The organism is Lactiplantibacillus nangangensis (assembly GCF_005405065.1).
Classification (GTDB): Bacteria; Bacillota; Bacilli; order Lactobacillales; family Lactobacillaceae; genus Lactiplantibacillus; species Lactiplantibacillus nangangensis.
Genome location: NZ_BJDI01000006.1, coordinates 1 through 26,203, shown reverse-complemented (window position 1 = coordinate 26,203; position 26,203 = coordinate 1). Strand labels below are relative to the sequence as shown.

Here is a 26,203-nt window from a genome sequence, read left to right as displayed (position 1 = left end):
ACACAATCAGTCGTTAGTTGGCGTTAAATTAGTGCCCGCTGAGCAGATAGTTTGGCCGTCCAATCCTAAACTGGCGCAACTTTAGTTAAAAAAGGTCGAAAAAAAAGCCGGCGAATTTGCCGGTTAGTGCTAATTACGAAAGCTGGTCAATCACTGTTTGTAACATCCGTTGCGCCACCCGTTCAAACTCAGGGTCAGGCAGTCGCTGAACATAACTCAAAATCCCCACGGCGCTTTGAAAAGTTAGCCAACTGGATGTCAGTGACGATAATGCTGGTAACGGCCCATACCCGTTCAAGAAAGCCTGTTGTAACGACTGGTCACCGGCAAAGTCTTGATAAAATAGTTTTTGAAAATCAACTTGTGGCACTCCAAGATGGGCTCGTTCAAAATCAATCAGCACGAGTGAGCCATTAACTAGTTGATAATTTCGGCAACCGGCATCACCGTGTAACACGACTGGCTTGACCTGACGCAATTCGGTTTCAATGACCGGCAGTTGTGACTCGTATAAATGCTGTAATTTCAACAACTGCGGGTAAGCCGGGGCCTGACGGAGACCGTTAATCTTAGTCATCACCATTGAAGGCTGATTGGTCGCTGCCGGTAAGTGCACCGTCCGATGAAAACGCGCTAAGACTGACCCCATTTGCTGCGCCAATTCGGGTGTCAATTCGGCTGATAACGGGGTCATAGGTAAATCGCGCATGACTAAAACCCACTCGCCCGTTGCCAATTGACTGCTCATCAACACCCGGTTATTCAGCTGTTCATTGACGGTTCGTTCGGTTGAAAACTTCCCAAAACGGTCTGAGGCAAACACTTTGACAAAGAGCTGGCACTGCCAACGGCGGCTAAAGCCAGTAAACATCGTATTGAATGACGGATGATCTAAGCGTGCCAAGTCGGCTTGTAGCAGCATTCCCAACGTTGTTTCAAGGGTCATAACAAACGTTACTCCTTTCTGAAACTAGCAAAAAAGACTCAAGCAAGTTGCTCAAGTCCTTTCCAACAATGATCGGTTATCCGACTACCAATTAAGATAGTTGCGATATGTGCCCCGTCATGAATCCTGCCCATTCCGAGAGGTATTAGCTGCCGCCAAACTTAACTTGTTCCATCTGAGGTGACCGATCCAACCATCGATAGCTAAATGTTTGGTGCAAAATATGTATAGGCCAGTTTTAACCATAAACTCAGTATAACTGGCTAATGTTGCTATAGAGTGTCGGTAATGTTACAAACAGATTACATCCAGTATAAATCGGTTAAAAACGGGGTACTTGCTTAGAAGTGCTCTGTCTGATAGGCATCCGTAGCCAGTTAATGAAAAAGATCCCGCATCGCGAGACCTTTTTCATTAAGTTAGTTGTGTTCCTGAACTAATTGTCATCCGTAAGCTGACAGTATGGGCTTACGGGCGTAACTGATGATCAACTTGAGCCTGCATCACTTGACGACGTCGACCGGTTAAAAAGAAAATCGTGATCAATCCAAAGACAATGACGGTAAAAAGAATTGTTTGCCATTCAAACGCGTCTGGCTTAGTCATCGTTTGTGACCCAGAAGCCATCATGCTGAAAATGTCGACCCCAGCATGAATCGTGATTGGCACCAACAGACTGCCAGAATATAAATAACTAACGGCCAAAAAGCACCCCAGTGAAGCGGCAAAAATCATTTGTTCAACAGTCGCCGCTAAGGATTGACCCGCCAAAGCATTCGTTAAGTGCCAGAGACCAAACAGCCCACTGCTCAAGCCGACAGACCAATCTAATTGATGACGACGATGCTCAAAAGCTTTCAAAAACAGCACCAAGACGGCAAACCGATAGAGCCACTCTTCCGCAATTCCCGGCTCCAAGCCACCTAAAAACATTTTCCAAGAGAGTGCCTGTAACTTAAAATCAAATTGGGTAAAGGTCGTCCGCCAAGTCTCCCCAACGCCGAATGCGTTCCAAATGATAAACGCCACACCAGCCAGCGCAATCAGTACAAGCCAATGCCAGTCGGCCTTTTTTGCCAATCGCCAACTTGGCCAATGAAAGCCCCAAGCAGTCGCTAACAAGCCGACAGTGACAACAAAGCCGATTGCGCCCAAGACACCACTATCACTAACCAGATTGAAAACTGCTGGTGCCTTTAGTAAAGGTAACGCCATAAACGTCGGCTGAGCACCAATCAAGCCACTAAACACCACTGAAATGAGCAGTAAGATTCGCCCAAGCAAGGATTTGACTGGTCCCATCGTGACATAGCCAATTGGCACAAACAACCACATCAGATAGAAGAACGCGACCGCAATCAGGCCTTGCTCATCCAGTGGCGTCCACCGTTTGAGCATGACGACCAAACTCATCAACAAAAATGGCATGAACATAAATTGAAAAATGGCTTGAAAATAATGATTAAAGCGTCGAAAACGCGGCCAGTCACGATAATCAGTTCCCGTTTCAAAAACTGGCAATAGGCCCCCTAAGAATAAGAGAATCAGCAGCAGACCGACAGTCGCGAAATAATCTCCATTTTGAATGATCAATAATTGTAACAACGCCGCCCCCATTAAGACAATGAGCTGACCTAGATACCAGCGACGCAACAACTGGTCCACCTCTGTGGTCATAAAAAAATCCCCCAATCTAGTTATGATGTAATCATAACAGATTGAGAGATTCGATTGGTCAGGATTTGTTTAATTTAAGCTGCGGATTTACTAATATAAATCCTGGACGCGGCCTTGCGTGGCTTCATGCGACAAATACTCGTCATAAGTGGTATCGCCACGGTCAACGACCCCTTTGGCACTCACTTCAACAATATGATCCGCAATCGTTTGGATAAATTCGTGGTCATGCGACGTGAAAATGATGGCCCCCTTAAAATCAATCAAGCTATCGTTCAAAGCCGTGATTGATTCCAAGTCCAAGTGGTTGGTTGGGTCGTCGAGCAGCAAGACGTTGGCCCGACTTAACATCATCTTAGACAACATCCCACGGACTTTTTCGCCCCCAGAAAGCACGTTTACCTTCCGTGTCACGTCTTCACCAGAGAATAACATCTTCCCTAAGAACCCGCGCAAGAACGTATTATCACTTTCTTCTTTAGGGGCATATTGACGTAACCAGTCGATAATCGTTAAGCTATCATCAGTAAATTCATCATTAATATCACGTGGCAAATACGTCCGCGACGTTGTTTGACCCCAAGTCACCGTACCAGCATCTGGTTCAACGGCGCCGGCAATAATTTGCATCAACGTGGTCGTTGCTAAATCACTGCGACTGATCAGGGCCGTTTTTTCATTAGGACGGAGTGTAAAACTGATATTGTCTAAAATCTTTACACCATCGATCGTCTTAGACACATTTTCTACCCGAACCAAGTCGTTCCCAATTTCGCGATCCGGCGTAAATTTAATAAATGGATATTTACGTGAGGATGGTTTGATATCATCCAGCGTAATTTTTTCCAATTGCTTTTTACGAGAAGTCGCTTGTTTGGATTTTGAAGCATTCGCACTAAACCGCGCCACGAATTCTTGTAATTCTTTGATTTGGTCAGCCTTTTTAGCATTGGCATCCGTTTTTAACTTCGCTGCCAATTGGCTAGATTCCATCCAGAAATCATAATTTCCAACAAATAACGTAATCTTACCAAAATCGACGTCACACATATGCGTACAAACTTGGTTCAAGAAATGACGGTCATGAGAAACGACGATGACAGTCTTGTTATAGTCAGCCAAGAAGTTTTCCAACCAACTAATTGACTGCACGTCTAACCCGTTGGTCGGTTCATCCAAGAGCAAAACGTCAGGACTACCAAATAAGGCTTGGCCTAGCAAGACTTTAACCTTTTGAGGTTCTGTCAATTCACTCATTTTTTGATGTTGCATCGATTCGTCAATACCCAAACTTTGTAACAACTGGTCAGCTTCGGATTCAGCATTCCAACCGTCCATTTCAGCGAATTCGCCTTCAAGTTCAGCGGCACGAATGCCATCAGCATCGCTAAAATCAGGTTTGGCGTAAAGGGCGTCCTTTTCAACCATGATGTCATAAAGCTTTTGATACCCGCGGATCACCGTTGATAAGACTTCTTCATCTTCAAAGGCGAAATGGTTTTGGTTCAAACTGGACATCCGTTCGTTAGGACCCATTGACACATTCCCAGAAGTTGGTTGAAGCTTGCCTTCCAAAATCTTCAAGAAAGTTGATTTACCGGCACCATTCGCACCAATCACGCCGTAACAGTTGCCCGGCGTAAATTTCAAATTAACATCATCATAAAGCTTGCGCGTCGAGAATTGCATACTGACATTACTTACGGTTAACATTCATATACCTCACTTTTTAAGAGTGCTAGCAGCGCCGTCCAGCTGGCGAGCATGGCCTAGCTAAGCGCCTGATGCGGTTTTAGCATCGGGTGATTAGCGTAGCCAAGCGGAACCCGCTGGCGCTGCTAGCACGTTTCGACAATATAATTAAGTACTAATCATTCAAACATATCGGTTTAACCCTCAAACACAATATAAAAGAGGTCAGGAGTTTGCTTCCCAGCCTCTGTTTCGTTTCCATCTAGTTGAAGTGTAGCATGGCGCCGCCCTATTTGGCAATCAAAAGCCTAGCCATTTTCAGAAATCAGCCCATTATTTTCGTAAAATTTCATTTTCAATGTAGGTTAAGACCCCGTCCTGCTCGTTCGATTCGGTAACAGTATCACCTTTCGTCTGCATTTCGACCGGTGCATTGCCCATCACAACACCCGTTTGCACGTAGCGGAGCATTTCCAAATCGTTGGTGCCATCGCCGAAAGCAACCATTTCAGTTGACCGAATGCCTAAACGATTACCCAATAGTTTCAAGGCCCGACCTTTATGCATACCTGGTTGGATCAGATCCATACTGCCCTGACCACCAGAAGCTGGCACCGCAATTTCAGCCAATTTTGGCGTCAGTTCATACACCAATTGATCCGTCATCGCAGGCGCACAAATAATGTCAAATTTTACCACTGGGTCGGTGACTTGCGTTAGCTCGTCAACAGTTTCCAATTGATAGTAATAATTTCCCATATCTGCCACGAAGCCTGGGTCCGCCTGTTTAAGCACGTGCACCGTTTTCGTGCCACATAGGGCAATCTGAATTTCTGGATAGTCCGCTAAAACGCTCAAAATTTGTTGCGTCGCCGCTGCCGAAAAGGTCTCAGCCGTTAGCCCAGCTTGCGCATTCATCAACTCGGCCCCGTTACCGCCAATCATCCACATGTCTGGGTAGTCTTTAAAGAAGTCGACCAACTCGACTGCTTGATGCCCACTGGCAATTACAAATTGAATCCCACGCCGCTGTAATTCGGCGTAAATTTTAGCAAAACGTGGTCGATTATAGTCTCCGTGATTGTTGAGAAAAGTCCCATCCATATCCGTAGCGATTAATTTTATTGTCATTGATCCTCATCCATTCGTTTCCATTTATGTAAGCCTTTACTTTGACAAGCGTACCGTTAATTGGACTGGACCGCAACCCTTTCCACTAGAAAGGTCGTCGGCCGACAAAAAGGGCCGTGACAAAACGCCACCGCCCTTTTAAGACATTCATTGCCTCAATTTAGAAAGCCCCGCCACCAGAACCGCCGCCGAAACCACCGGAACTGCCACCGGAGAACCCACCAGACCCACCAGATGGGGAACTGGCATTGTTCGAGGCATCGAGCGCACTGGAAAAGCTATTACTTAAAGCTCCTGACAAGTCAAAATCAAAGCCATCATTGGCGAAAAAGATTGGGTAGTAGACCCCAATACCAGTAGCTAACGCCGTGGTCCCAAAATCAACGGCCAGTTTGTACGCAACCTTTTCTGCCAACCCAAACGCCGCCGCATAAGGCAAAATTTGTTCCCACAAAATCAAATCACCAATTTCAGCGGTATTAAAATGACCGATGTCTTTCAACATTTGGCGAAACCCATTGATTTGATTGACTAAGGCAAGTCCCTCATCCGTATTGATCGTAATGCGGCGATAATTAATAATTGCTGTAGTCCAAGTCGTTGCCGTCAAAATCACGGCCACAATTCCAGTAATCAAGGTCGTGCGGGGACTTATCAAAGCGCCCGCTAAGGTGGCAATGGCACTTAAAATCGTTACCGCCACGCCAAAACCTAACCAGCGATTACGTAGCCGATAATTCGCCTTATCTTGGTACCCAGCCACAACTTGGTTAACCGTCTTTTGCCAGTGACCGAACCATTTATTCAAGCGGCCTTTTTGATCTTTTTTACCGTAAGCTTTTAATTGGTCCAGTTGCAACTCATTGCCTACCGCAATCTTATCAAAACAGTGCGCCAAAAATGAGTTGGAAATCGGCTGTAACTTTGTAATTTTAACGGTTGGCTGCCGTTTAACAGCAATCGGCTCTAACGTGATCTCTTTAGCTGCGGCAGCCACTAAAATTTCCGCCGACAAAGCCTTCGTATCTGGCGAAGCCGTTCGCCATAACGCTTGGGCCACAGCGGGTTGTACTGCTGGAACTTCAAACGAATGATTGATTGGAATCGGCCGCTCATGCTGATTTCGCGGATGACGCTTGAACCACCATAAGTAAGCCACCACCGTAATCACTAATACCGCCAGTGCTAAACCATAGATAATCTTGCTCATTAGCACTTGACGACGACGTTTTTGATTGGCCGCCGTGGCAAGGGCGGCTTCTTGTTTTTGAACCGCTGCTTTACGCTGCTTTGAACTTTTCCGTTGATTAAGTGGCGTCACACTTGTCGGAAAGAGCAAGTGGCTCTCGACAAATGAGTTCGCTGGATTACGTGGCAACGTCATGTTAACGCGACCAGCGGCCTTGTCGACAGTCGTTTTGCCAACTAGCGGACCATGTGTCCATGCTTGCAGTGCTTGGACTTTTTTACTTGGGAGTTGAATCGTTAACCGCACGTTTTTCAACGGCTCATCCCAGCCGGTCCCAATAATTTTCCAATTCAATTCGGCCGTATCAGCGTAATTCGTCACCACACCGAGTAATCGGTACCGATAAGTCACCCGTAATTCATCGTTGTCTTTGACTGAACGATAGAGTTTAACGCGAAATTTTTTGTCAGTTTGAGTCAGTTGATAAGTATTATCCGCATCGGTGGTTGCGGCCCGCGCCGTCTTCGTCATCCCACCATTTAAACGCGTGGCAACCCCTTGAAATTGGGCGCCTTGAACGCCTTGCAAATCTTGAACATTAAAGACCCCATGATAATCGTCATCAAAATGATAAGTCATGCCTTGACTCACATCGGCACTACCATCTTTTTGCACATCCACATGCACATCATAGTCGCTAATCGTATAATCCGCTAAAGCAGTCAGCGGTCGCCAATTGAGTGTGACGACTGCCAAAAACACACTCGCAATGATGAACCACCAAAGTCGTCGTTTCATATGCCACCCCTCATTTCCCCGATTTAGCTCAATTTTACCATACCAATTCAGGGGCACCTAATTTAACGATAAGCGGTTACATTTTCTTGCTTTTGCGACGCACAACTCATCATTGACTGACACTATAGTTAGTCAATTGAGCAATCCACCACTGAACATTGACTTAATCGAGTTATCCCTAAACGCCCACCAAAAATTAGAATTAAATTTGAATTTAATGAGAAACAAGTGTATTTTTGTTTATATTAAGAAAAAAGGTGGGTGGCAGCAAAATGCGCAATGTAACGCGAATTTTAACGCTTAAGAATGGGTATCATATTTGGACACATACGAACAATCTTGGGGGAAAAACCAAGCTACTCTGTTTACACGGTGGCCCTGGCGATACGCATGAAGTCTTTGAACGCTTTGGTCCCGAATTGGCTGACCTCGATATTGAAGTCACGATGTACGACCAACTCGGCTCATGGTACTCGGACACCCCCGACTGGGACGATCCCGCCATCAAGGCCAAATACCTCACTGAAGATTATTATTTGAGTGAAGTCGCCGAAGTCCGTCAATTACTGGGTTATGACCACTATTTCTTAGCGGGGCATTCCTGGGGTGGCATGCTCGCGATGACTTACGCTGCCCAACATCAAGACCAACTCGACGGCCTGATCATCATCAGTATGATCGACAATATTCCAGATTACGTCGATCATATCAAAGCGATTCGCGCGGCTGAATTTTCACCGGCGGAAAATGCCTTTATGCTTGATATCGAACAGCGCGGACAGTGGTCAAATCCGCACTATCGCGACTTAATCAAACAACTTTATCACGGTTATGTGAACCGGCGCCAACCCGAAATTATGTCACACAACGTCGATATTCAAGCCAAACCCGTCTACAACCATTTTCAAGGCGACAACGAGTTTGTGGTCGAAGGTGACCTCGGTAATTGGGACTTTTCAGACCAATTAAAAACGATCCAATTACCCACTTTGCTGGCTTTCGCTGACCATGAAACGATGCCGCTCGCCACAGCGCAACGCATGCAACGCGATATGCCAAACGCTCAGTTAGTCGTCACACCGGATAGCGGCCACAATCACATGGTCGACAATCCGGCTGTCTTCTTTACAAATTTGAAAAATTATTTCTTAGATTTACAACACGGCACATTCAACCAAGCTAAGGGGGAATAGCGAATGGCAGTTAATCACGTTCCAAGCGACCATATCGCTAAATTAAGCGATTTTGGTTATAAACAAGAACTCGACCGCACGCTTTCGGTCAAAGACTTAGTCGTCTACGGGTTGATTTTCATGGTACCAATCGCACCAATGGGCATCTATGGTTCCGTTATCTCAGCGTCACGTGGGATGATTGCCCTCACTTATGCGATTGGGATGGTCGCCATGTTTTTCACGGCGTTAAGTTACGGCCAAATGTCACGGGCCTTTCCCATCGCCGGTTCGGTGTATGCTTACGCCAAACTAGGCATCAATAAAACTATCGGCTTTTTGTCCGGCTGGATGATTATTTTGGATTACATTTTCGTACCCGCCCTACTTTACATTATTTCTGCAAACTCATTAAAATCCTTATTACCGGCCGTCCCGACTTGGATCTGGTTAGTCATTTTCATCACGATTAACACTTTGATCAACGTGCGCGGAATCGAATTCACCGCAATTGCTAACCGAATTTTCTTAATTGGTGAACTGATCGTGCTCGCGTTCTTCGTCATCATGGGCGTGTACGGCTTAATGCACGGTGTCGGTAACGGTTTTACGTTAAAGCCATTCTATGACGCCAAACAGTTCAATTTGAACTTTGTCATGACCGCAACTTCCGTGGCTGTTTTAAGTTTCCTAGGTTTTGACGGGATCAGCACGCTCGCTGAAGAAACCACTGGCGGTAATAAAACGGTCGGCCAAGGCATCATGTGGTCATTAATGATCGTCGGCGTGCTTTTTATCGCTCAAACGTATCTCGCAGCGCTGATCGTGCCTAACTGGCAGTCATTCAGCGACTTGGATACCGCCTTTTACGTTGTCGCTGGTAAAGTCGGTGGGCCATTCTTAATGTACATGACCACGATTGCGACCATTCTATCTTGGGGTTTTGCGAACGCTTTAGCAGCCCAAGCCGCCATCTCTAGAATCCTGTTCGGGATGTCGCGGGATCGTAATTTGCCAAAAGTCTTAGCCAAAGTGCACCCTAAATATAAGACACCGTATGTTAGCACCATTTTAGTCTCAGTCATTTCACTGATTGTCGGCCTGATCTTCATGAACAACAGCGGCGTGCTCTCAGAAATCGTCAACTGTGGCGCTTTAACAGCCTTTTTAATCATTCACGTCGCCGTCGTTAACCACTTTCTGATCAAGGGACATTCCCACGATTACTGGCACCATTTGATCGTGCCGATTATCGGCTTTGCGGTCATCTTATTCGTCATGATCAACTTGAACATCTTAGCGAAAGAAATTGGCGGCGCTTGGTTAGTGATTGGCCTGATTTACTACGGCATTTTGCGGCTGACTCAGCGGAATACTGAAATGAATCTCTAGCCTAATTCACCTTTGAAAAAGAAACCTAACTGTTATCATGACTGCTTTTACTGCTAGTCATGTTATGATCGAGTTAAGTTGAAAAGGTGGTTAATTATGAAAACGACTTTCTCACTGATGATAGCTTATCAAAACTTTGATAAAATTCTGCAACAACTTAGTCCTGGAAGCCAGCCCGTCACCATCCAAACGCAACAACATCGTCATGATTTAATTATAATAAACAAAAAAGATTATAACGCCCTACAAGAAACCCTATTCCTAGCCAACGACGGTACACTTGCGACAGTGGCAAAACGGGAAAAAGATGTTAGTGGCTTCACTAATATTGATAATCTGAATTGGCACGCATTATAAAAAAACTACTCAGTCGACGAGTTAACGTCAACTGAGTAGTTTTTTTGAGCTTTAAGCTAATTGTGCATCTTGTGGTAACTTTAATAATTGTGGCCGACTGAAATAGTAACCTTGCTTGAGCTTAATGCCTAATTGCTTGCTCAATTGGTTATCTTCATGGTCTTCAATACCTTCTAGCACCATCCGTAAGCCGTATTCTTGGCTAATGGCGTGCCAGAAATGAATTTTCTTTTGGATATTGGGATCTTTAAATTGTTTGTTAAAGTTCTGCAAGGCGAATTTCAATTCTGAAACAAGTGGTAATAAATCTTGAATTTCATTAAAATAATTATCACCGGTCCCAACATCGTCCAATGAGAGTTGCATCCCTTTGCTTAAGAATGTTTTTAGTTGTGGCAATAATTCAGCGATGGTGTACTTTTGCGGACCATCATCTTCAGTTAATTCAACCGTTAATTTGGTGGGATAAAGTTGTTCCTGACTCTTAATAATTGCCGCCGCAATGGACGTTGTCATCAGCTGTTCACGACTCACGTTAACCGAGCAGTAGCGCACTTTTAATGACAATACACGCGTCGATTCAACTAATAGGTCCGCGATGATCTGCGGATCAATGGCTGAAAATGACTCCGGTAAACGCCAGCCTTCTGGCGTCCATTGTTTCATCAGTAATTCATAACCAAAGATTGACTTAGTATCAGTATTAATTTGTGGTTGTACGAAAAAACGATAAATTGGCTTCAATAAATTTTTCTCCTATAAATATCGACCTAAAGGTTTAATTAAATTAACAGTATACTATAATAAAGTAACTAATTGTAGAAAGAAAGGACTATTTTCATGAAAGTTGTTGTAATTGGGTGCACCCATGCAGGCATCGCTGCAGTGTCCCAAATTTTGAAAAATTATCCCGAGGCAGACATCACCGTATTTGAGCGCCAGGCCACGATCTCCTATCTGTCTTGTGCAACTTATTTACATATAAAAGGAACTGTCAAAACCCTTTCAGATGCATTATACGCCGAACCGGCCGACTTTGTGAAACAAGGGGTTCATATGCAGATGCAACATGACGTGATTCGGATCGATTCACAGGCACATACGCTGTTAGTGCAAGACTTAGACACTAAGGCTATGGCAACCGTTGATTATGATAAATTAATTATGGCGACCGGCTCCGTCACCGCCATTCCCGCAATTACTGGGATTGAAAATCCAAAAGTCATGTTGTGCAAAACTTATGACCAAGCGCATGACCTTTGCCAAAACACTGCCGCTGTCAAACGCATCTTAATCGTTGGTGGTGGTTACGTTGGGGTCGAGCTCGCAGAAGGCTACGCTGATTCTGGGCACGAAGTCCTGCTGATCCAACAACCAACTCATTTGCTCAATGCCTACGTTGAACCAGAGCTTTCTGAAAAAGTCCAACAAGTGCTCACTGAACACGGTGTTAAAGTGGTCACTGGTACCACGGTCACTGCGTTTAAAGAAAACGATACCGGCGCAATTGATGTTGAAACAGACGACCAAGACTATCAAGTCGATATGGTCGCCATCAGTGCCGGCATCATTCCGCAAACAGACCTCTTACAAGGTAAAGTCAAAATGACGCGCAACGGCGCAATTGAAACGGACGGTTACATGCAAACGTCTGACCCAGACATTCTCGCAGCTGGCGATTGTGCCCTCGTGCATTTTAATCCAACTGGGACGATGGTCTATGCACCTTTAGCGTCACATGCCATCCGTCAAGGTGCCCTCGCAGGCCTGAACGTGTTTGAACGCCGGGTCCGTTCGATTGGAACGCAGGTTTCCACTGGGATGTACATCTTTAAGCACACGGTCGCTTGTACCGGTCTGACACTTGCTGCCGCTAAAGCCGCAGAATTGAACGCTGCTTTAGTCAGTTACACCGCGCCATATCGGCCCTCATTTATGCCTGACGCTTATCCGGTAACGGTCGAACTGATTTACGACCGCAATAATCGCCAAATTTTGGGTGCGCAATTAATGAGTGAACATGATGTGTCACAGTCAGCCAATGTCGTGTCGTCACTGATTCAAAATGGTGGGACAATCGACCAACTCGCTTTCTTAGACATGCTATTCTCGCCAAACTTCAATAATCCCTTCGATTACTTGAACATCGTTGGCCAAAAAGCCGTCGAACAAGAACACGGTTATCTCCGGACTTAAATTGATTTGATTGTGTTGAAAGTATTTGGTTTACTTTTTCATCTTGATATCGTATAGTGTGGTTATGGATATGGTTTTTACACAAAAATTGGTGATTCTCTACCGTAAGTGAGAACTTTAAAATTGGTGATTCTCTACCGTAAGTGAGAACTTTAAAATTGGTGATTCTCTACCGTAAGTGAGAACTTTAGTAGGGCTGGACATCAGCCCTTTTTTTATTACTTTTTTTGGGGGAAAGCAATGAAATTAGTCTATATTGACGATACTTATATCAAATATTTAAGACAATTCGATACTCGCGTACTTTGGAACAAAGAACGACGGCCATACGTTGGTATCCTACTTAGTGTAAATAATTTTACTTACTTTGCACCGCTAGAATCAGCCAAACAAGGTAAGCGTACCAATCGCCGGTTGGCTTTACAAATCTGGAATAGGATTAATATTGACAAGGATCCAATTAGTTTTCTGCTCATCAATGATATGATTCCAGTTAGTAAAACCAACTGGCGTCAAATAGACTTAGAGACTGAAAAAAAGCGTGATTTAAACAAATACTTGATGCTAATGAATGAACTTAACTATCTTCGTCCACGAGAAGTACAAATTATAAAACAAGCACACTCTGTTTATAACAACACCACAGTTAAAAAAGTTCCTTTCTTTAAAAAAATGTGCCTTAACTTTAAACTATTAGAAACAAAATCACTCGTGTTTGACAATCGAAATAATAACACTAATTTGTGATCAAACACTCGTTCAACAACTGAATTAACCCTCGCCAAGGCCGACCAATCAGCCACGTTGAAAAGACAATGGTCCTTGATTGACGCTGTCAGTGATAACCGCTACGCTTAGGCTATCAATCAATCTGGAGGGATCATTCATGCCAATCACACCAGCTCACGCGCAAGACGTTTGGAAAGACGTCGGCGAACACGTTCAATTCACCGTTCTTAACCTGACCCGCGAAAATCAGCAACAAGCTCAAGCCGTTTTCCAAGAATTTGCCGACCGTTCTCAAGCCATCATCCGTTCATTGCGCATCCGCGATGCCAAGCCGGAAACCGGCACACAACTCAAAGTGAGCATCGGTATCAGTAATGCCGCTTGGGACTACCTCTTCCCGAACGCCCCGAAACCCCACGAGCTTGAAACTTATACCACGTTATCGGGGCCCGACTATACGATGCCAGCTACGGCGGGTGATTTATTCTTTCACATTCGCGCCAGTAACGAAGCGGTCGTGTACGAATGCCAAACGCAATTCCGACGCGTCTTAGATGCAATTACAACGGTAGTGGATGAAACTAAGGGTTTTCGTTACTTCGAAGGCCGTGCCATTATTGGTTTTATTGATGGCACCGAAGCGCCGGCAGTGGAAGACGCGGCCGACTACGCCTTAGTTGGTGATGAAGACCCCAAATTTGAAAACGGTTCTTACGCATTTGCTCAGAAATGGCAGCATGACATGCCCGTTTGGGATCACCTGCACACCGAAGAACAAGAAAAAGCGGTTGGTCGTGAGAAGTTCAGTGATTTCGAACTCGCCGATGAAGACAAATTTAAGAACGCTCACAACGTTGCGTCCAAATTTGAAATCGACGGCGTTGAACAAAAAATCGTCCGCATGAATGTGCCGTTCTCCAATCCCGCCGCTGGCAATACTGGAACTTATTTCATCGGCTATGCTCGGCACTGGTCAGTGACCAAAGGCATGTTACAAAACATGTTGGCTCAAAACGACTTCCTGTTAACCTTTTCAACGATTCTTTCAGGACAGTTGTTCTTCATTCCGTCACGCGACCTGTTGGCCCAAATCGCCGAAGACGACTTTCATTAAATTCAACTAGCGCTAAAAAACAGCAGTCTCGGAATTTTAACTCAATTTTCGAGACTGCTGTTTTAGCTTTGTTCAGATAACTGTTCGTAGCCAACCACTTACAACTGTTCACCATTAGTTGCAATAACTTTTTGATACCAGTAGAATGAGTCTTTCTTTGATCGGTCTAACGTCCCTCGACCTTGATCGTCTTTATCGACGTAAATGAACCCATACCGTTTTTCCATCTGTCCAGTTCCCGCAGAAACCAAGTCGATCACGCCCCAAGGTGTATAGCCCATTAAATCGACGCCATCTTCATCAACTGCGAGTGCCAATTGTTCAATATGCCGTTTGAGATAATCAACGCGATACGGATCATGAATCTGACCGTCCGCTTCCACCTTGTCAGGTGCGCCCATACCGTTTTCCACAATAAAGAGTGGTAAGTGATAACGGTCTGTCAGCCAATTCAAACTATAACGGAGCCCCACTGGATCGATGGGCCAACCCCATTCAGTTGCCTGGAGATGCGGATTGTCGACGTTGAGATCAGCTGATCGCGTCATAAAGTTCGCTGGTTCGTTGGCCGCGGCCTTAATCGCTCCCGACGCATAGTAGGACAAACCGATATAATCGACCGTGCCCGCTGCCAACGTCTCCAGATCTGCCGCCGTGATATCTAAATCAAATTGCTGCTTAGCTTGATACCGTTTGAGCCAGTTCGGATAAGTGCCCCACACGTGCACATCCGAAAACCAGTAATTTGCTTGGGCAAAGCGTTCGGCTTTCAACACGTCGCGCGGATCTGACGAGGCCGGATACGTTGGCCAAACTGCGATCATGCAACCAATCTGCATGGCTGGATTGATGGCATGCCCAATCTGAACCGCCTTAGCGCTCGCAACCAGTTCATAGTGACCGACTTGATAGAGAACCTTTTCAGGATCTTCATCCGCCTTGAGCAACACCCCAGAATTCGTAAAAAAGGCCCACTTGTTCAGTCCATTTTGATTATTGATTTCATTGAACGTCATCCAGTACTTCACTTTATGCTGATAGCGTTCAAATACGGTCGCGGCAAAATGGGTAAAGAAATCGATGACGCGCCGGTCGCGCCAACCACCATAAACTTTGACCAAATGATAGGGCATCTCAAAATGTGATAACGTCACAACCGGTTCAATACCGTGGGCCAATAAATCGTCAAATAGATCATCATAAAATTTCAATCCCGCTTCATTTGGCGTGGTTTCATCGCCATTTGGGAAAATCCGTGTCCAGGCGATCGACGTCCGAAAACAGGTCAGCCCAAGCTCGGCAAATAAGGCCACGTCTTCGTGATAACGATGATAGAAATCAATCGCTTCATGATTCGGATAATTTTCGCCGGGACACACGCCATCGGTAATTTTGCGATCAACCCCGTTGGCCCCCGCCGTCATCACATCCGCAATCGAGACCCCTTTACCGTCTGCATCACTGCCACCTTCCAGTTGGTGGGCAGCTACCGCACCACCCCATAGAAAACCTTTTGGTAACTTACTCATGATGAGTCTCGCTTTCTAAACGTTTTTTGATCTGATACGCCGCGCCAATCAAGCCGGCATCGTTGCGCAATTTTGCCGGCTTAACGTGCCCCAACGCAATGTCCTTAATGCGATTCAAGCTTTCATGCCGACTGATCAGTTCTGTCAACTTGGCTTGTAACAAAGCCAGAAAGTCTTCGTTAGCGCTGATACCACCGCCAACTAAAATCAATTCTGGATCAAAGTTAGCGAATAGGTTCAACAACATGATGGCAACATCTTGAACAAAGTTGCCTACTTCCGTCTGAGCGATTGACTCGCCACTTTTAGCCACGGCTAAGATCACACGTGCATCCGTCACCGGTTCAAAATTAGCATCAACTTGTTGGTGACTGCGATTATAGCGATCAATTAAACCGCTTACAACTGCCGCATGCTGATTGAGTGAAACCCCTTCTAATTCATGGATAGGATCAACATCGTGAATCACGTTCCAGCCGAATTCACCAGCCATCCCATGACTCCCACGGTAAACATCACCGTTGATCACAATCCCGCCACCGACGCCAGTTCCTAGCACGACCGTCAAATAGTTTTGGCACCCCACGGCATTACCTTGCCACTGTTCCGCAATCGCCGCCGCATTGGCATCATTTTCAACAGCCACGGGTAAGCCGGTCTGTTCAGAAATCGCCTGTCCCAACGGATAACCATTGAACGCTTGAATCGCCCCACCCGTCACCATGAAGCCATCATGGCGGACAATGCCGGGTGCCGAAATACCGATTCCGGCGACTGGTTGCTTCGCCGTGTACTTTTTAACGACTGCGACCATCTGACTGATCAATTGAGCCGCATCGTCCACCGTTGGAAACGCAGCCTTTTCAGTCACATGTCCCTGTTCATCCACGTAAGCATACTTGATGGTCGTCCCACCAACATCAAAACTCAAATAAGTTGTCATTTTACTTCCTCCAAATCAAGCGTGTATAAAAGCGCTTTTATTATTTTTTAAAAAATTAATTTTGAAACTTGGCTGTCGAAGACCGAACTATCAGCTTGCCTGGCAACACTTGCTGCTGTCCCCGAGCCTTGGTCGTTAACAACCCAACCAGTTCTTTAACCGCCAGCTGGGCTTGTTGTGTGATTGGATTCCGCACCGTCGTTAAGGCCGGCTGAAAATAACTGGCCATTTCGATATCGTCGAAACCAATCACACTATAGTCGTTAGGTACCTTATAACCTGCCGCCGTAATCGCCTTGATTGCGCCAAGTGCGCTCAAATCATTCCCAGCTAGAAACGCAGAAACAGGTTGCCGCGTTGGGGTCGCCAAATAAGTTTGCAGCGCTTGAAAAGCGGCCTTTTCCTCGAAGAGTCCTTTCAAAACAACCGTATCAGCTAAGCTTAAACCGGCATTCAAAATTGCCTGTTTAAAACCAGCGAACCGTTCATGATTATCTCGATTATGATCATAACCAGCTAAGTATCCCAGTTGCCGATGCCCAAGCTGTAGCAAGTACTGAGTCGCCAGATAACTTTCATTAAATGAATCAAACACAATACTGCTGAGCTGCTCCCCAGAAACGGGTCGATCCAGCATTACCACGGGAATCCCTTGCCCAGCTAAATGTTCCAAGTCACGGTCGTCCAACCGATGATCAAAAATGATGGCCCCATCACAAGTGTTGCCGAGTAACCCATTCATGAGTGCCGTATGATTATTCGCTAACGTGACGCTCATGCCATAATGTTGATCTGCCAACGTTTTTGAAATGGTTTCAATCAACTGATAAAAATACGGTCCAGCCACACTATCGGTAAAGACCCCAATCGTATTGGTCTGTCCTGAGCGTAACTGCCGCCCCATCAAATTAGGCGAGTAATTCAATTGGTGAGCCGCTTTTAACACCCGCGCTTTGGTTTGCGGTTTGACCACATTGACCCCGTTGAGCGCATTTGAAACGGTTGAAATGGAAACTTGCGCTAACCGCGCGACATCCTTAATCGTTGCTTTTTTCAAATTAGTCACCCTAAATAAAAACGTTTTTATTACTATGATTGTATCCGGTTCCACTATGAAATACAAGACAGTAAAAAAGCCATCTCAGCTTAACGCCAAAATGACTTGAATTTAAGATCTTTTTTCACTTAAATGTGGCAATGCCAAGAAGATGACCAACCCAATCAGAAACAGCACGCTTAATGAAGCCGCACCAATCGTAGATTTACCAGTCATCTGCGTCACGATACCAACTAATACTGGACCCATGACGGCCGAAAACTTGCCAAGGATATTATAAAAGCCGAAGAATTCACTCCCCGATTGTTTAGGAATCAAGCGGCCAAAGTATGACCGACTGAGCGCTTGAATCCCACCTTGACTCGTCCCAACTAACACCGCTAAAATCCAAAAGTCCGTCACAGATTCTAACCGCAACGCGTACAAACAGATTCCGAGATAAATAACGATGCCAATTAGGATGCCCGTCCGCGTAGACGTTTTACGCGCAATCCAACCATACAGAATTGAAAATGGAAACGCCACTAGTTGCACGACTAACAAGACGAGCATTAGCGTGGTTGTCGTGATGCCCATGTCCATCCCAATTGAAGTCGCCATCGTAAAAATCGTATCGACGCCATCAATATAGAAGAAATAGGCCACCAAGAACCAAGCAGCAGCCTGATATTTCTTAATGTGTTTCAAGGTCGACCAGACCCGTTTGAAGCTGGACGCCACCGGATGCGCATTTGGTTTCAGCGCATAAACTTGGCGCACATTTTTCAACAAAGGAATATAGAAAATAATCCACCAAACGGCCGCTAACACGAAACTCCAGCGTGCCACGCCATAGCTTGAGAGTTGACCGAAGCCACTCGTTAATTGCAAGACTAAGAACAGAATGAAAGCTAAGACGCCACCTAGATACCCAAAACCATAACCATAAGATGAAATCCGATCCATTTCTTGGTCCGTCGCCACGTCGGTCAGAAAACTGTCATAAAAGAGGTTCCCACCTGAGTAACCAATGATCGACAAGATATAGATACCCAGCAACCATTTCCACGCACTCGTGGGCGCCAAACTCAATCCCAGCGTCATCAACATGCCGACCATCGAAAAAATATTGAGCATCCGCTTCTTAGCTTTTGGATAATCCGCCAAAGCACCCAATACCGGTGCCAAAATCGACACTAATAACGTCCCGATACTGTTGGCGTAACCCCAATAGGCCGTCGCATTCGCCGCGGAGACACCGTTGCTCTGCGCAATCGCTTTAAAATAAACCGGTAAGACCGCCGTGGTGACAATAATGCCATAACCGGAATTTGCCCAATCATAAAAGATCCAACTCCATTGTGGTTTGTTAAATTTCATTCGCGGTCTCCTTAAAGATGCCATCTAAACACTGTCCAGGCATGGGGCCGTCAAAATGTAACCCTAATAAGCGCGCAAAAGTTGGGGCTTCATCAACTAAGTTGGCGGCTTCAATCCGGGCACCAGCTTTAACGGCTGGACCATTAAAGAGCAAGGTCGTTTGGTAGTCCGGCTTCGTGGGATCATACCCATGGACGCCATGATAGCGATCTGGCTGTCCCAACGTGGCAGGATGAACTGGTTCAACCACTAACGGCCGGCGACTCTCATCCGTAAAGTAATAGCCTTCCTTCGCTTCCACCATCAAGGCGCAGGCTGGGTCAGCGCCGCGTTTGGCAGCCTGCTCACCAGTAATGACCGTTTCGACACCTTCAACGTTTTCAATTAATTTTTTCAAGTCGTCTAACTCGTCAAAGTCGCGCGTGTAAATGTAAGTCGAACCATCAGCGGTTTTGGCCATTACGGACCAATCGTCCTCAAACATCTGATCTTGGCGTGGCGTTAACCAGCCTTTTTGCGCAAACAACGTGTTCAAATGAATCATATGATCGACGTTAATTTGATAATGGTCACCTAAAATGACAAAGTTTGTATCTGCAAACGTACCAGCACGCTTGGTGGCATCGATCAATTGACCAACATGCTGGTCCAAACGGTGCAATGCCGCCATGGCTTCTTTTGACCGAACGCCATAACGATGCCGCATACTGTCCATATCGACCAAATGAATCATCGTTAAGTTAGGCTTTTTGTTTGTCAAGGTGTCGACTGCACAAGCCGTAATAAAAGCATCCAGCTGAGGTTGTTTGATACCATTGCGTAAATGGCCGTATTTCTGGTTCATTTTAAGTAAGAACAACGGCGAGCTCGCTTTCAGCGAAACGAGGACTTGATTCGTCCAAATGCGGTTGGGGAAGATTTCTGCCAAGTTGTATGTAATCTTGCTACCAGCTGTAACCGGCCACAAAAAAGCGGCCGTCGTTAATTTTTGCTGCCGCGCTAGATCATACAAGGTTGATACTTTGACATCTTTCTGATACCAATACCAATCTGGTGACCGCCGTTTTGGCTGCAGTTTGGTGTTGTTAACGATGCCGTGGACTGCTGGATATTGTCCGGTAATGATCGTCGTGTGAGATGGATACGTGAGCGTTGGATAAATTCCTGTCACTGACTTGACCCAAGCGCCACCAGTCATCAACTGATTTAATACAGGTAACTCGCTTTGGTGCTCACGCAAATCGCGAAAGCCCAGCGCATCTAACGAAATGATCACTAAATGCTGATTTGTTGCCATTGTTACCGCCCCTTTTGTCCTATTTATGGTTCAATTTTAATGATACGATTATATTTCAAGAAGATACTTAAAATTATACCGCAGAATTTCACCCGATGTCAGCAGTAGTTAGGGATCAGTGAATTGAGGTTGCTTGCCGCCTACCGGTCGGTTCGTTTAGGGCTGGAACGCTGTGAATCGTTTTCGAGCCAAAGTGCGGTCTCGAAAGCCGATTTTTGACTAACCGCGGCAAACCACCGCGCTAAGTCAAATGCCACGGCTGAGCCCTAAACGAACCGACCTCACGGCTAAATTGAGTGCTAAGGTCCAAATTCATATACCCCGAAACGCTTGCCAAAATTCTTGTTAAAATGCCACAACTAAAAGTCGCTTACTATAATTTTTTGCCAGTTTATATAATTGTTGTTACATTAAAAAACTCGTATTAGCAAAAAGACGAGTGCGAACAGGCAATGGCAAATGGTCATGCAAATCAACCACACTCATCCTTTAACATCCTGTTTAAGTCTTAAATTTAGCATTCAAACGGTTATATTAGGCGGAGGTTGCCACTGATGGCATCGGTCGTGAAGGTGGCGTTTGGTTGGCTGATTTTTGCCAGCCTTACACCACGGATCGGTCGGGACAATCGCGATTTTGGCAACTGTTCCGGGCGAGGGGCGAGACGTTTCTCAGGCTCGGACCGGTCCCACGACCGCATGTCATCAGTGGCAACCGGAGCCGACAACTTAAGCGAATCCTGCCACTCAAAAAGCCCGCGCTGTGCGCAGGCTTTGGGGGTTAGCTTAATTTTCATCGTGCAAATAACCTTGTAACTGTAACCAGCGCACCGCTAATTGTGTCCAGTGCGCGGCTTGGTCATTCAGATACTTCGTCTTATGCGGTTTTTTCGTCACATGGTTGGCTAGAGCTAACCCATGAATGCCGGAACCAAACAAATGATATTCAACTTCAAGTCCTAACTGAGTCAAGGCTTGCACATACATCAACGAATTGATTGGTGGCACTAATTCGTCCGTCACCGTTTGCCAAACAAATGCTGGCTTGCTATTGGCAGTTAACAACTTTTGTGTGGCGAAAAGGGTCGGATCCGTCGTGATTTTGTCGCGTTCAGCCACACTAGTCGGAAAGCCAGCGTTCAAGTCAATCACCGGATAACCCAATATCATGGCCGCATGCTGACCGGCGTATTGATCCAATTGATACTTTGCACGTAACTTGGCATCTGTCGCCACACCGTTAAACGCCGCTACCACATGACCACCAGCAGAGAAGCCCGCTAAGATGATCCGATTAGTATCAATATGGTGCGTCGCCGCTTGCTTGGTCAGCCAATCGAGCGTGGCCCCAACTTGTTGTAATGCCCAAGGATAAACCTGACTCGTTGGTGTTTCCAATTGATAATTCAGCACCACCGCATGCATCCCTTCAGCCACGAACCGCATCGCAATCGGTGCTTCTTCACGTCCTGAATGATAAGTAAACCCGCCACCAGGACAAATGACGATGACTGGATAGTCCACCGACTCTCCAAAATCAGAAACCTGATCTAGCCAATATCCCGTTACTTTAAATGGATGCTCATTAGCCACTAACGTTTGTTGTTCAACTTGCATACTACTCGTCCCCCATTAATGTTAAGTTTGTTAATACCCCAAAATAACCCACATCGCTTAATGTCTACGCTTACATTATAAGGATTTACAACCTCATCTGTCAATTTTGTTCGAATAAATAATTTAATTTGTTCGGATATTTATCACAACCGACTTAAATTTTGTTATAATAAGCTTAACAATTAAGCGTGTGAAGGTGACAATTATGACTAAAAATACATTTGATTCCATTTATAAAACATTAAAAGAGCGTATTTTAAAGGGAACTTACAGCATTAAAATGCGGCTCCCCATTGAAGATGATTTAATTACTGAATTTGACAGCAGTCGTTATGCCGTCCGTAAGGCCATTAAACAACTGGCTAACGAAGGCTTGGTTTATAGTGTAAAAGGCCGTGGCGTTGTCCTGCTAGAACATACCCCACAGACGCAACAATTTAATTTAAACTTGGGTGAGTTGTCCGGCATTCATACCAGTGAACCCGACCAAACTTTTGACTATCAAACGGCTCTGGTTAGCTTTGACCAAATCATCGTTGATCAAGCCTTGAGCCAACAAACTGCCTTTGAAGTTGGCATCCCCGTCTATGCCATCAAACGGGTACGCTCAATCAACGGGACGCGCGCAGTGATCGATATTAATTACTTTAACGCCCAACTGATTCCAGGCATCACGCCAAAAATCGCCAAAACGTCAATCTACGACTATATCCAAAAAACATTAAAGATTAAAATCGCCGTGGTCAAACGATTACTCCGAGTCGATTCGGCACTACCGGTTGATACCGACAATCTCGCACTTGGTCAAAACAATTGTGTCGGCAACATGATCAGCATTGCTTTTAATGACTCCGGACGTCAATTTGAATACACCGAATCACATTTCATTCCAAATGAACTCGCCTTTACCCAACTTATTCGTAACTAAACCTTACCAACCGAACCTTAGTCGACCATCAACTGATGGCCGGCTTTTTTCGTGTTAAATCAAGGTTTCATAGCCCACATTAATTTTGAAATAAATTTATTCTATTTCTTCACATTACTATTCAAAATATATTCGAACAAATATTGACTATTTAATACATTTGTTTATAATGATACTTATAAAAGCTAATGGGGGTTAGCCTTTGTACCGCCCACCGACAAAGTCAGCGGTTGCTCAATACGGTGCCAAGGAATTAGGCGTGGTCACTAGGAGTGAAAACTAAAAATAGTCGCGGAACAGCTAGGTGTTCCGCGACTATTTTTATGTTCCTGACTCATTCACTACTCGTTAAATGACCCTCTAGTGTTCACGCCGTAGTCGGATTGCGCCGAACAAACCGATCGTCGTCAAAGCCAGAATTCCCCAAATATTAGTTGGCCGCTGCTCGCTTGTTTGCGGTAACTTTGCAGCGACAACTAAATTTGTGGCCGGTTTAGTAGCCGGTGCAGCCGACAATTGTTGCCGTACTGGTGGTGCTAAACGGATCTGAGTCCGAACTGGCTTGATATGAATCGTCATTGCAACTGGCGTTGACGCACTTGGTTGCCCCGCCGCACTTGGCTTAGTCGTCGATACTGGCGCCGCAACCGGTTGACTCGGGCTAACGGCCGGACTTGCCGACTGTTTATCCGGCGTCACTGGTACTACTGTTGACGTAGTAGTTGGTGCAGCTGCGGCTGAAGTTGGCGTAGTAGTCCCTGATGTTGGCGCAACAGCATCTGGTTCATAATAGAACGCAACGGTTGCGGCTGGATCGTCATAATGACCAGTGATGGTTGGTGCCTCATTGGTGACTAAATGATAACCAGTAATTGCCGGTGCCACCGCATCATACGGCGTCGCCATATCACCAACTAATTCAGCACTTGGTTTAAGCGCCTTGGCAGTCCGTGCCAAATAGTAATCAACCGTGATTCGACCAGTCTTCGGCGCATAGGTAACGGTCTGAGCCAAGTCAGCACTATCACCAGTCACTGACACAGCTGGGATTTCGGCCAAATCTGGTTGATAGTTAGCAATCGTTGGTGCAGTAACTGCTTCAAAAGTCGTCGTGCCAACTGGCCGCCACGCTGTATATGTCGTTTCACCAGTAATCGCATCTCGAACTGCATTACGAACAAAGGCAACTTGCCGGACAACATTTGGCGCCGCAACTGTCCCATCCGGATACTTAAAGGCGATATTTTGTGTCACATTATGTGTCAAAATGACACCAGCTGGTAGCGTATCTCCGGGTTTAAGGGCAACTAGCTGATGCGTAAATAGTACCCGATATGATTTAATCAGTGCGGCTGATTGCGCTGAAGACCCGTCCGTTGGATAGCCGTTGCTGACCAGTTGATACCCTTTCGCCTCGTAGCTCGCAATTGCTGCCGCAGTTGGATCTGGCATTGTTGATTGATACGGCACCGTCAACGTGGTGCTGCCAATATTTTTGTTCGCGATAGCGTCCAAATAATTGATGACTCGCGTCACGGTGATTGGATCGTACTCATAGACGATCGATTCTTTTTGAAGCGGCAGCGTCCCACTAGTTGCGGCACTATCAGTCGTGACCTGCTTGAAGACGTAATTGCCAATCGTGACTGGTTTCGCCGTATAGCTGTCACCGACATCGCCACTGATCTGTTCAGGTGGCACAATCGGTTCGCCGTCCGGATCAACGTAAGACATCGTGATGCCACCAGCAACGACGGCATCCCTTTCAAAGCGATAGTTCAGATATTGCGGATTCTGGGAATAAGTCCCACTCGTGGCACTACTAAATTCTGGCAATAACGTGTAACCGGGAACTGTCGTTTTGGCCGTGAAGTCGAACGCATCTCCAATCTTAGGACTTGTCGACTGAACTTCTGGCTCAATTGCTTGGCCAGTCGTATCTTCAAACGTTGCCGTAATACTTGGCGCAGATTGCCAATAGGCGGCTTGGAAAATCATACTATCATACAGCAATTGAACCCCACTAGGATAAGTGATATTCAAATAATCGGCAGTATTCCCAAGGGTAAACGGTGCACCTCTAAACCCATAAGCAAACCAATTTGCTCCTGGTTGTGCCGCATAGGCCGCTGGAATTTCAAAGTTGTGGTTGCCAAGTGAAACTAAGGGCGTTTCAGTTGCCGCTGCTTTTGAAATATCCGTGCCATTCCAAGTGTTTTCGTAATGCGAGGTTAAGTCTTCGCCCTCAACCCCGGTAATCGGAGTCGCTGTGAAAGTTGCCGGTTGGCCGGTAACGAAATTAACGACCGTATTAATTGTCTGAGATTGACCACCAGCGGCAATCGTCACTGGTTTAGTGAACCCTTTTAGCGGCGAAAAATCAGTTAACGACCCATCACTGAAATCAAAGTACTTCGTTAGCCCACCAGGACGGGTGACGTCATTATTGTCGATGGCCGTCAACCATGGCGCCAATTGTGCTAATTGAGCGTTAGTCATTCCTTGCGAGTTCTGTTGATAGGCATCGCCACTACCGCAGCTAATCAAGTTGACTTGACTAATCTGGCTAGGATCGATTTCAGTTAATGGTGCTAAATTGACCGCACTCATATCGGTAACATCCACCGTTACCATGCTAAAGCGCAGTGGAATCAGTGGCGTTAAGTCAATGTTAGGACTAGCAAAGTTCACATCCATGCTGATCAATGTGGTCTTTGGTAAGAACTGTAAACATTGTAAGCCGGCTAACGTTCCGGTAACCGTTAAATTATTGCCCGCGATCGTAAAAGTACTGCCTTTGAAATTACGAATATCACCAACGGTAACTGGGCCAGTGACACCTAATTCTTTTTGTACGGCGGCTGCAATTGCTGGATCACCAAATGTCACCACGGTTGAATCTGGCACTGCTGGTGTCGTGTCAGTTGAAGAACTAGCTGTACTGCCGGTAGCCGAAGTTGCAGTTGAGGCGGTGCTACTTGCTGCTGAAGCTGTTTCACTAGCTGTCGAAGCTGCACTTGCTGGCATTGAGCTCGTGCTCGTTGCTGCTGAAGTTACTTCACTGGCCGCCGAAGCGCTGCT

Annotated in this window: 20 protein-coding genes; 7 read left to right on the top strand and 13 right to left on the bottom strand. The window is 45.8% G+C overall.

Translation table 11 applies throughout. The features are described 5' to 3' along the window. Window positions 1–133: 133 nt before the first annotated feature. The 5 genes from FFM70_RS06350 to FFM70_RS06330 all read right to left on the bottom strand — a co-directional run bounded on the left by FFM70_RS06350 (window position 134) and on the right by FFM70_RS06330 (window position 7,433). Window positions 134–946: a phosphotransferase gene (locus FFM70_RS06350; RefSeq protein ID WP_137616008.1), complete on the bottom strand. Its 813-nt coding sequence runs from the start codon at window positions 944–946 to the stop codon at window positions 134–136. A 468-nt stretch (window positions 947–1,414) separates the two neighbouring features. Continuing rightward, entirely contained in the window at window positions 1,415–2,623 is a 1,209-nt protein-coding gene (locus FFM70_RS06345; RefSeq protein ID WP_137616007.1) for a CPBP family intramembrane glutamic endopeptidase, read from the bottom strand. 90 nt (window positions 2,624–2,713) lie between these two features. Then, a complete protein-coding gene (locus FFM70_RS06340; protein ID WP_137616006.1) occupies window positions 2,714–4,336 on the bottom strand; it encodes an ABC-F family ATP-binding cassette domain-containing protein in 1,623 nt (540 codons plus the stop codon). Window positions 4,337–4,648: 312 nt separating this feature from the next. Continuing rightward, window positions 4,649–5,446, bottom strand: a complete 798-nt coding sequence (locus FFM70_RS06335; RefSeq protein WP_137616005.1) for a Cof-type HAD-IIB family hydrolase — start codon at window positions 5,444–5,446, stop codon at window positions 4,649–4,651. 160 nt (window positions 5,447–5,606) lie between these two features. Continuing rightward, entirely contained in the window at window positions 5,607–7,433 is a 1,827-nt protein-coding gene (locus FFM70_RS06330) for a DUF2207 domain-containing protein (RefSeq protein ID WP_137616004.1), read from the bottom strand. A gap of 272 nt (window positions 7,434–7,705) precedes the next feature. On the opposite strand from FFM70_RS06330, the gene FFM70_RS06325 reads away from it, so the two are divergent. From FFM70_RS06325 to FFM70_RS06315, 3 genes are all read left to right on the top strand, one after another. Continuing rightward, window positions 7,706–8,626, top strand: a complete 921-nt coding sequence (locus tag FFM70_RS06325) for a proline iminopeptidase-family hydrolase (protein ID WP_137616003.1) — start codon at window positions 7,706–7,708, stop codon at window positions 8,624–8,626. 3 nt (window positions 8,627–8,629) lie between these two features. Next, window positions 8,630–9,997, top strand: a complete 1,368-nt coding sequence (locus FFM70_RS06320; protein ID WP_137616002.1) for an APC family permease — start codon at window positions 8,630–8,632, stop codon at window positions 9,995–9,997. 96 nt (window positions 9,998–10,093) lie between these two features. Next, window positions 10,094–10,354 carry a Rossmann-fold NAD(P)-binding domain-containing protein gene (locus FFM70_RS06315; RefSeq protein WP_137616001.1) on the top strand — a complete coding sequence of 87 codons (261 nt, stop codon included), beginning with the start codon at window positions 10,094–10,096 and terminating at the stop codon, window positions 10,352–10,354. Window positions 10,355–10,405: 51 nt separating this feature from the next. On the opposite strand, the gene FFM70_RS06310 is transcribed toward FFM70_RS06315, so the two are convergent. Beyond that, window positions 10,406–11,098, bottom strand: a complete 693-nt coding sequence (locus tag FFM70_RS06310) for an EAL domain-containing protein (RefSeq protein ID WP_137616000.1) — start codon at window positions 11,096–11,098, stop codon at window positions 10,406–10,408. Window positions 11,099–11,194: 96 nt separating this feature from the next. On the opposite strand from FFM70_RS06310, the gene FFM70_RS06305 reads away from it, so the two are divergent. The 3 genes from FFM70_RS06305 (at window position 11,195) to FFM70_RS06295 (ending at window position 14,393) form a co-directional block, all read left to right on the top strand. Then, window positions 11,195–12,550 carry an FAD-dependent oxidoreductase gene (locus FFM70_RS06305; RefSeq protein WP_137615999.1) on the top strand — a complete coding sequence of 452 codons (1,356 nt, stop codon included), beginning with the start codon at window positions 11,195–11,197 and terminating at the stop codon, window positions 12,548–12,550. A gap of 240 nt (window positions 12,551–12,790) precedes the next feature. Continuing rightward, entirely contained in the window at window positions 12,791–13,297 is a 507-nt protein-coding gene (locus FFM70_RS06300) for a type III toxin-antitoxin system ToxN/AbiQ family toxin (RefSeq protein ID WP_137615998.1), read from the top strand. A gap of 139 nt (window positions 13,298–13,436) precedes the next feature. Then, window positions 13,437–14,393: a Dyp-type peroxidase gene (locus FFM70_RS06295; protein WP_137615997.1), complete on the top strand. Its 957-nt coding sequence runs from the start codon at window positions 13,437–13,439 to the stop codon at window positions 14,391–14,393. A gap of 98 nt (window positions 14,394–14,491) precedes the next feature. Here FFM70_RS06295 and FFM70_RS06290 read toward each other — a convergent pair whose 3' ends face one another. The 6 genes from FFM70_RS06290 to FFM70_RS06265 form a co-directional block, all read right to left on the bottom strand. After that, entirely contained in the window at window positions 14,492–15,922 is a 1,431-nt protein-coding gene (locus FFM70_RS06290; RefSeq protein ID WP_137615996.1) for a 6-phospho-beta-glucosidase, read from the bottom strand. After that, on the bottom strand, window positions 15,915–16,865 hold the full coding sequence (locus tag FFM70_RS06285) for an ROK family protein (RefSeq protein ID WP_137615995.1): 951 nt from the start codon (window positions 16,863–16,865) through the stop codon (window positions 15,915–15,917). The genes FFM70_RS06290 and FFM70_RS06285 overlap by 8 nt, the downstream gene beginning before the upstream one ends. 55 nt (window positions 16,866–16,920) lie before the next feature. After that, window positions 16,921–17,922, bottom strand: coding sequence for a LacI family DNA-binding transcriptional regulator (locus tag FFM70_RS06280; protein WP_171002315.1), 1,002 nt, complete (start codon window positions 17,920–17,922; stop codon window positions 16,921–16,923). 111 nt (window positions 17,923–18,033) lie between these two features. Beyond that, a complete protein-coding gene (locus FFM70_RS06275) occupies window positions 18,034–19,281 on the bottom strand; it encodes an MFS transporter (protein WP_137615993.1) in 1,248 nt (415 codons plus the stop codon). After that, entirely contained in the window at window positions 19,271–20,578 is a 1,308-nt protein-coding gene (locus FFM70_RS06270) for an alkaline phosphatase family protein (protein ID WP_137615992.1), read from the bottom strand. The genes FFM70_RS06275 and FFM70_RS06270 overlap by 11 nt, the downstream gene beginning before the upstream one ends. A 785-nt stretch (window positions 20,579–21,363) precedes the next feature. Next, the gene (locus tag FFM70_RS06265) at window positions 21,364–22,194 is read right to left on the bottom strand and encodes an alpha/beta hydrolase (protein WP_137615991.1); all 831 of its coding nucleotides are present in this window, start codon (window positions 22,192–22,194) and stop codon (window positions 21,364–21,366) included. A gap of 205 nt (window positions 22,195–22,399) precedes the next feature. Here FFM70_RS06265 and FFM70_RS06260 point away from each other — a divergent pair, with 205 nt between their 5' ends. Further along, on the top strand, window positions 22,400–23,122 hold the full coding sequence (locus FFM70_RS06260; RefSeq protein WP_137615990.1) for a GntR family transcriptional regulator: 723 nt from the start codon (window positions 22,400–22,402) through the stop codon (window positions 23,120–23,122). 360 nt (window positions 23,123–23,482) lie between these two features. Here FFM70_RS06260 and FFM70_RS06255 read toward each other — a convergent pair. Then, on the bottom strand, window positions 23,483–26,203 hold a 2,721-nt coding region (locus FFM70_RS06255), incomplete at its 5' end, for a mucin-binding protein (RefSeq protein WP_223877450.1).

What these genes read in the sequence shown, in the direction of transcription:
- FFM70_RS06300 (WP_137615998.1), top strand. Translation starts at nt 12,791, where the DNA reads ATGAAATTAGTCTATATTGACGATACTTATATCAAATATTTAAGACAA.
- FFM70_RS06275 (WP_137615993.1), bottom strand. Translation starts at nt 19,281, where the DNA reads ATGAAATTTAACAAACCACAATGGAGTTGGATCTTTTATGATTGGGCA.
- FFM70_RS06345 (WP_137616007.1), bottom strand. Translation starts at nt 2,623, where the DNA reads ATGACCACAGAGGTGGACCAGTTGTTGCGTCGCTGGTATCTAGGTCAG.
- FFM70_RS06330 (WP_137616004.1), bottom strand. Translation starts at nt 7,433, where the DNA reads ATGAAACGACGACTTTGGTGGTTCATCATTGCGAGTGTGTTTTTGGCA.
- FFM70_RS06260 (WP_137615990.1), top strand. Translation starts at nt 22,400, where the DNA reads ATGACTAAAAATACATTTGATTCCATTTATAAAACATTAAAAGAGCGT.
- FFM70_RS06290 (WP_137615996.1), bottom strand. Translation starts at nt 15,922, where the DNA reads ATGAGTAAGTTACCAAAAGGTTTTCTATGGGGTGGTGCGGTAGCTGCC.
- FFM70_RS06340 (WP_137616006.1), bottom strand. Translation starts at nt 4,336, where the DNA reads ATGTTAACCGTAAGTAATGTCAGTATGCAATTCTCGACGCGCAAGCTT.
- FFM70_RS06270 (WP_137615992.1), bottom strand. Translation starts at nt 20,578, where the DNA reads ATGGCAACAAATCAGCATTTAGTGATCATTTCGTTAGATGCGCTGGGC.
- FFM70_RS06350 (WP_137616008.1), bottom strand. Translation starts at nt 946, where the DNA reads ATGACCCTTGAAACAACGTTGGGAATGCTGCTACAAGCCGACTTGGCA.
- FFM70_RS06325 (WP_137616003.1), top strand. Translation starts at nt 7,706, where the DNA reads ATGCGCAATGTAACGCGAATTTTAACGCTTAAGAATGGGTATCATATT.
- FFM70_RS06285 (WP_137615995.1), bottom strand. Translation starts at nt 16,865, where the DNA reads ATGACAACTTATTTGAGTTTTGATGTTGGTGGGACGACCATCAAGTAT.
- FFM70_RS06315 (WP_137616001.1), top strand. Translation starts at nt 10,094, where the DNA reads ATGAAAACGACTTTCTCACTGATGATAGCTTATCAAAACTTTGATAAA.
- FFM70_RS06320 (WP_137616002.1), top strand. Translation starts at nt 8,630, where the DNA reads ATGGCAGTTAATCACGTTCCAAGCGACCATATCGCTAAATTAAGCGAT.
- FFM70_RS06295 (WP_137615997.1), top strand. Translation starts at nt 13,437, where the DNA reads ATGCCAATCACACCAGCTCACGCGCAAGACGTTTGGAAAGACGTCGGC.
- FFM70_RS06265 (WP_137615991.1), bottom strand. Translation starts at nt 22,194, where the DNA reads ATGCAAGTTGAACAACAAACGTTAGTGGCTAATGAGCATCCATTTAAA.
- FFM70_RS06335 (WP_137616005.1), bottom strand. Translation starts at nt 5,446, where the DNA reads ATGACAATAAAATTAATCGCTACGGATATGGATGGGACTTTTCTCAAC.
- FFM70_RS06305 (WP_137615999.1), top strand. Translation starts at nt 11,195, where the DNA reads ATGAAAGTTGTTGTAATTGGGTGCACCCATGCAGGCATCGCTGCAGTG.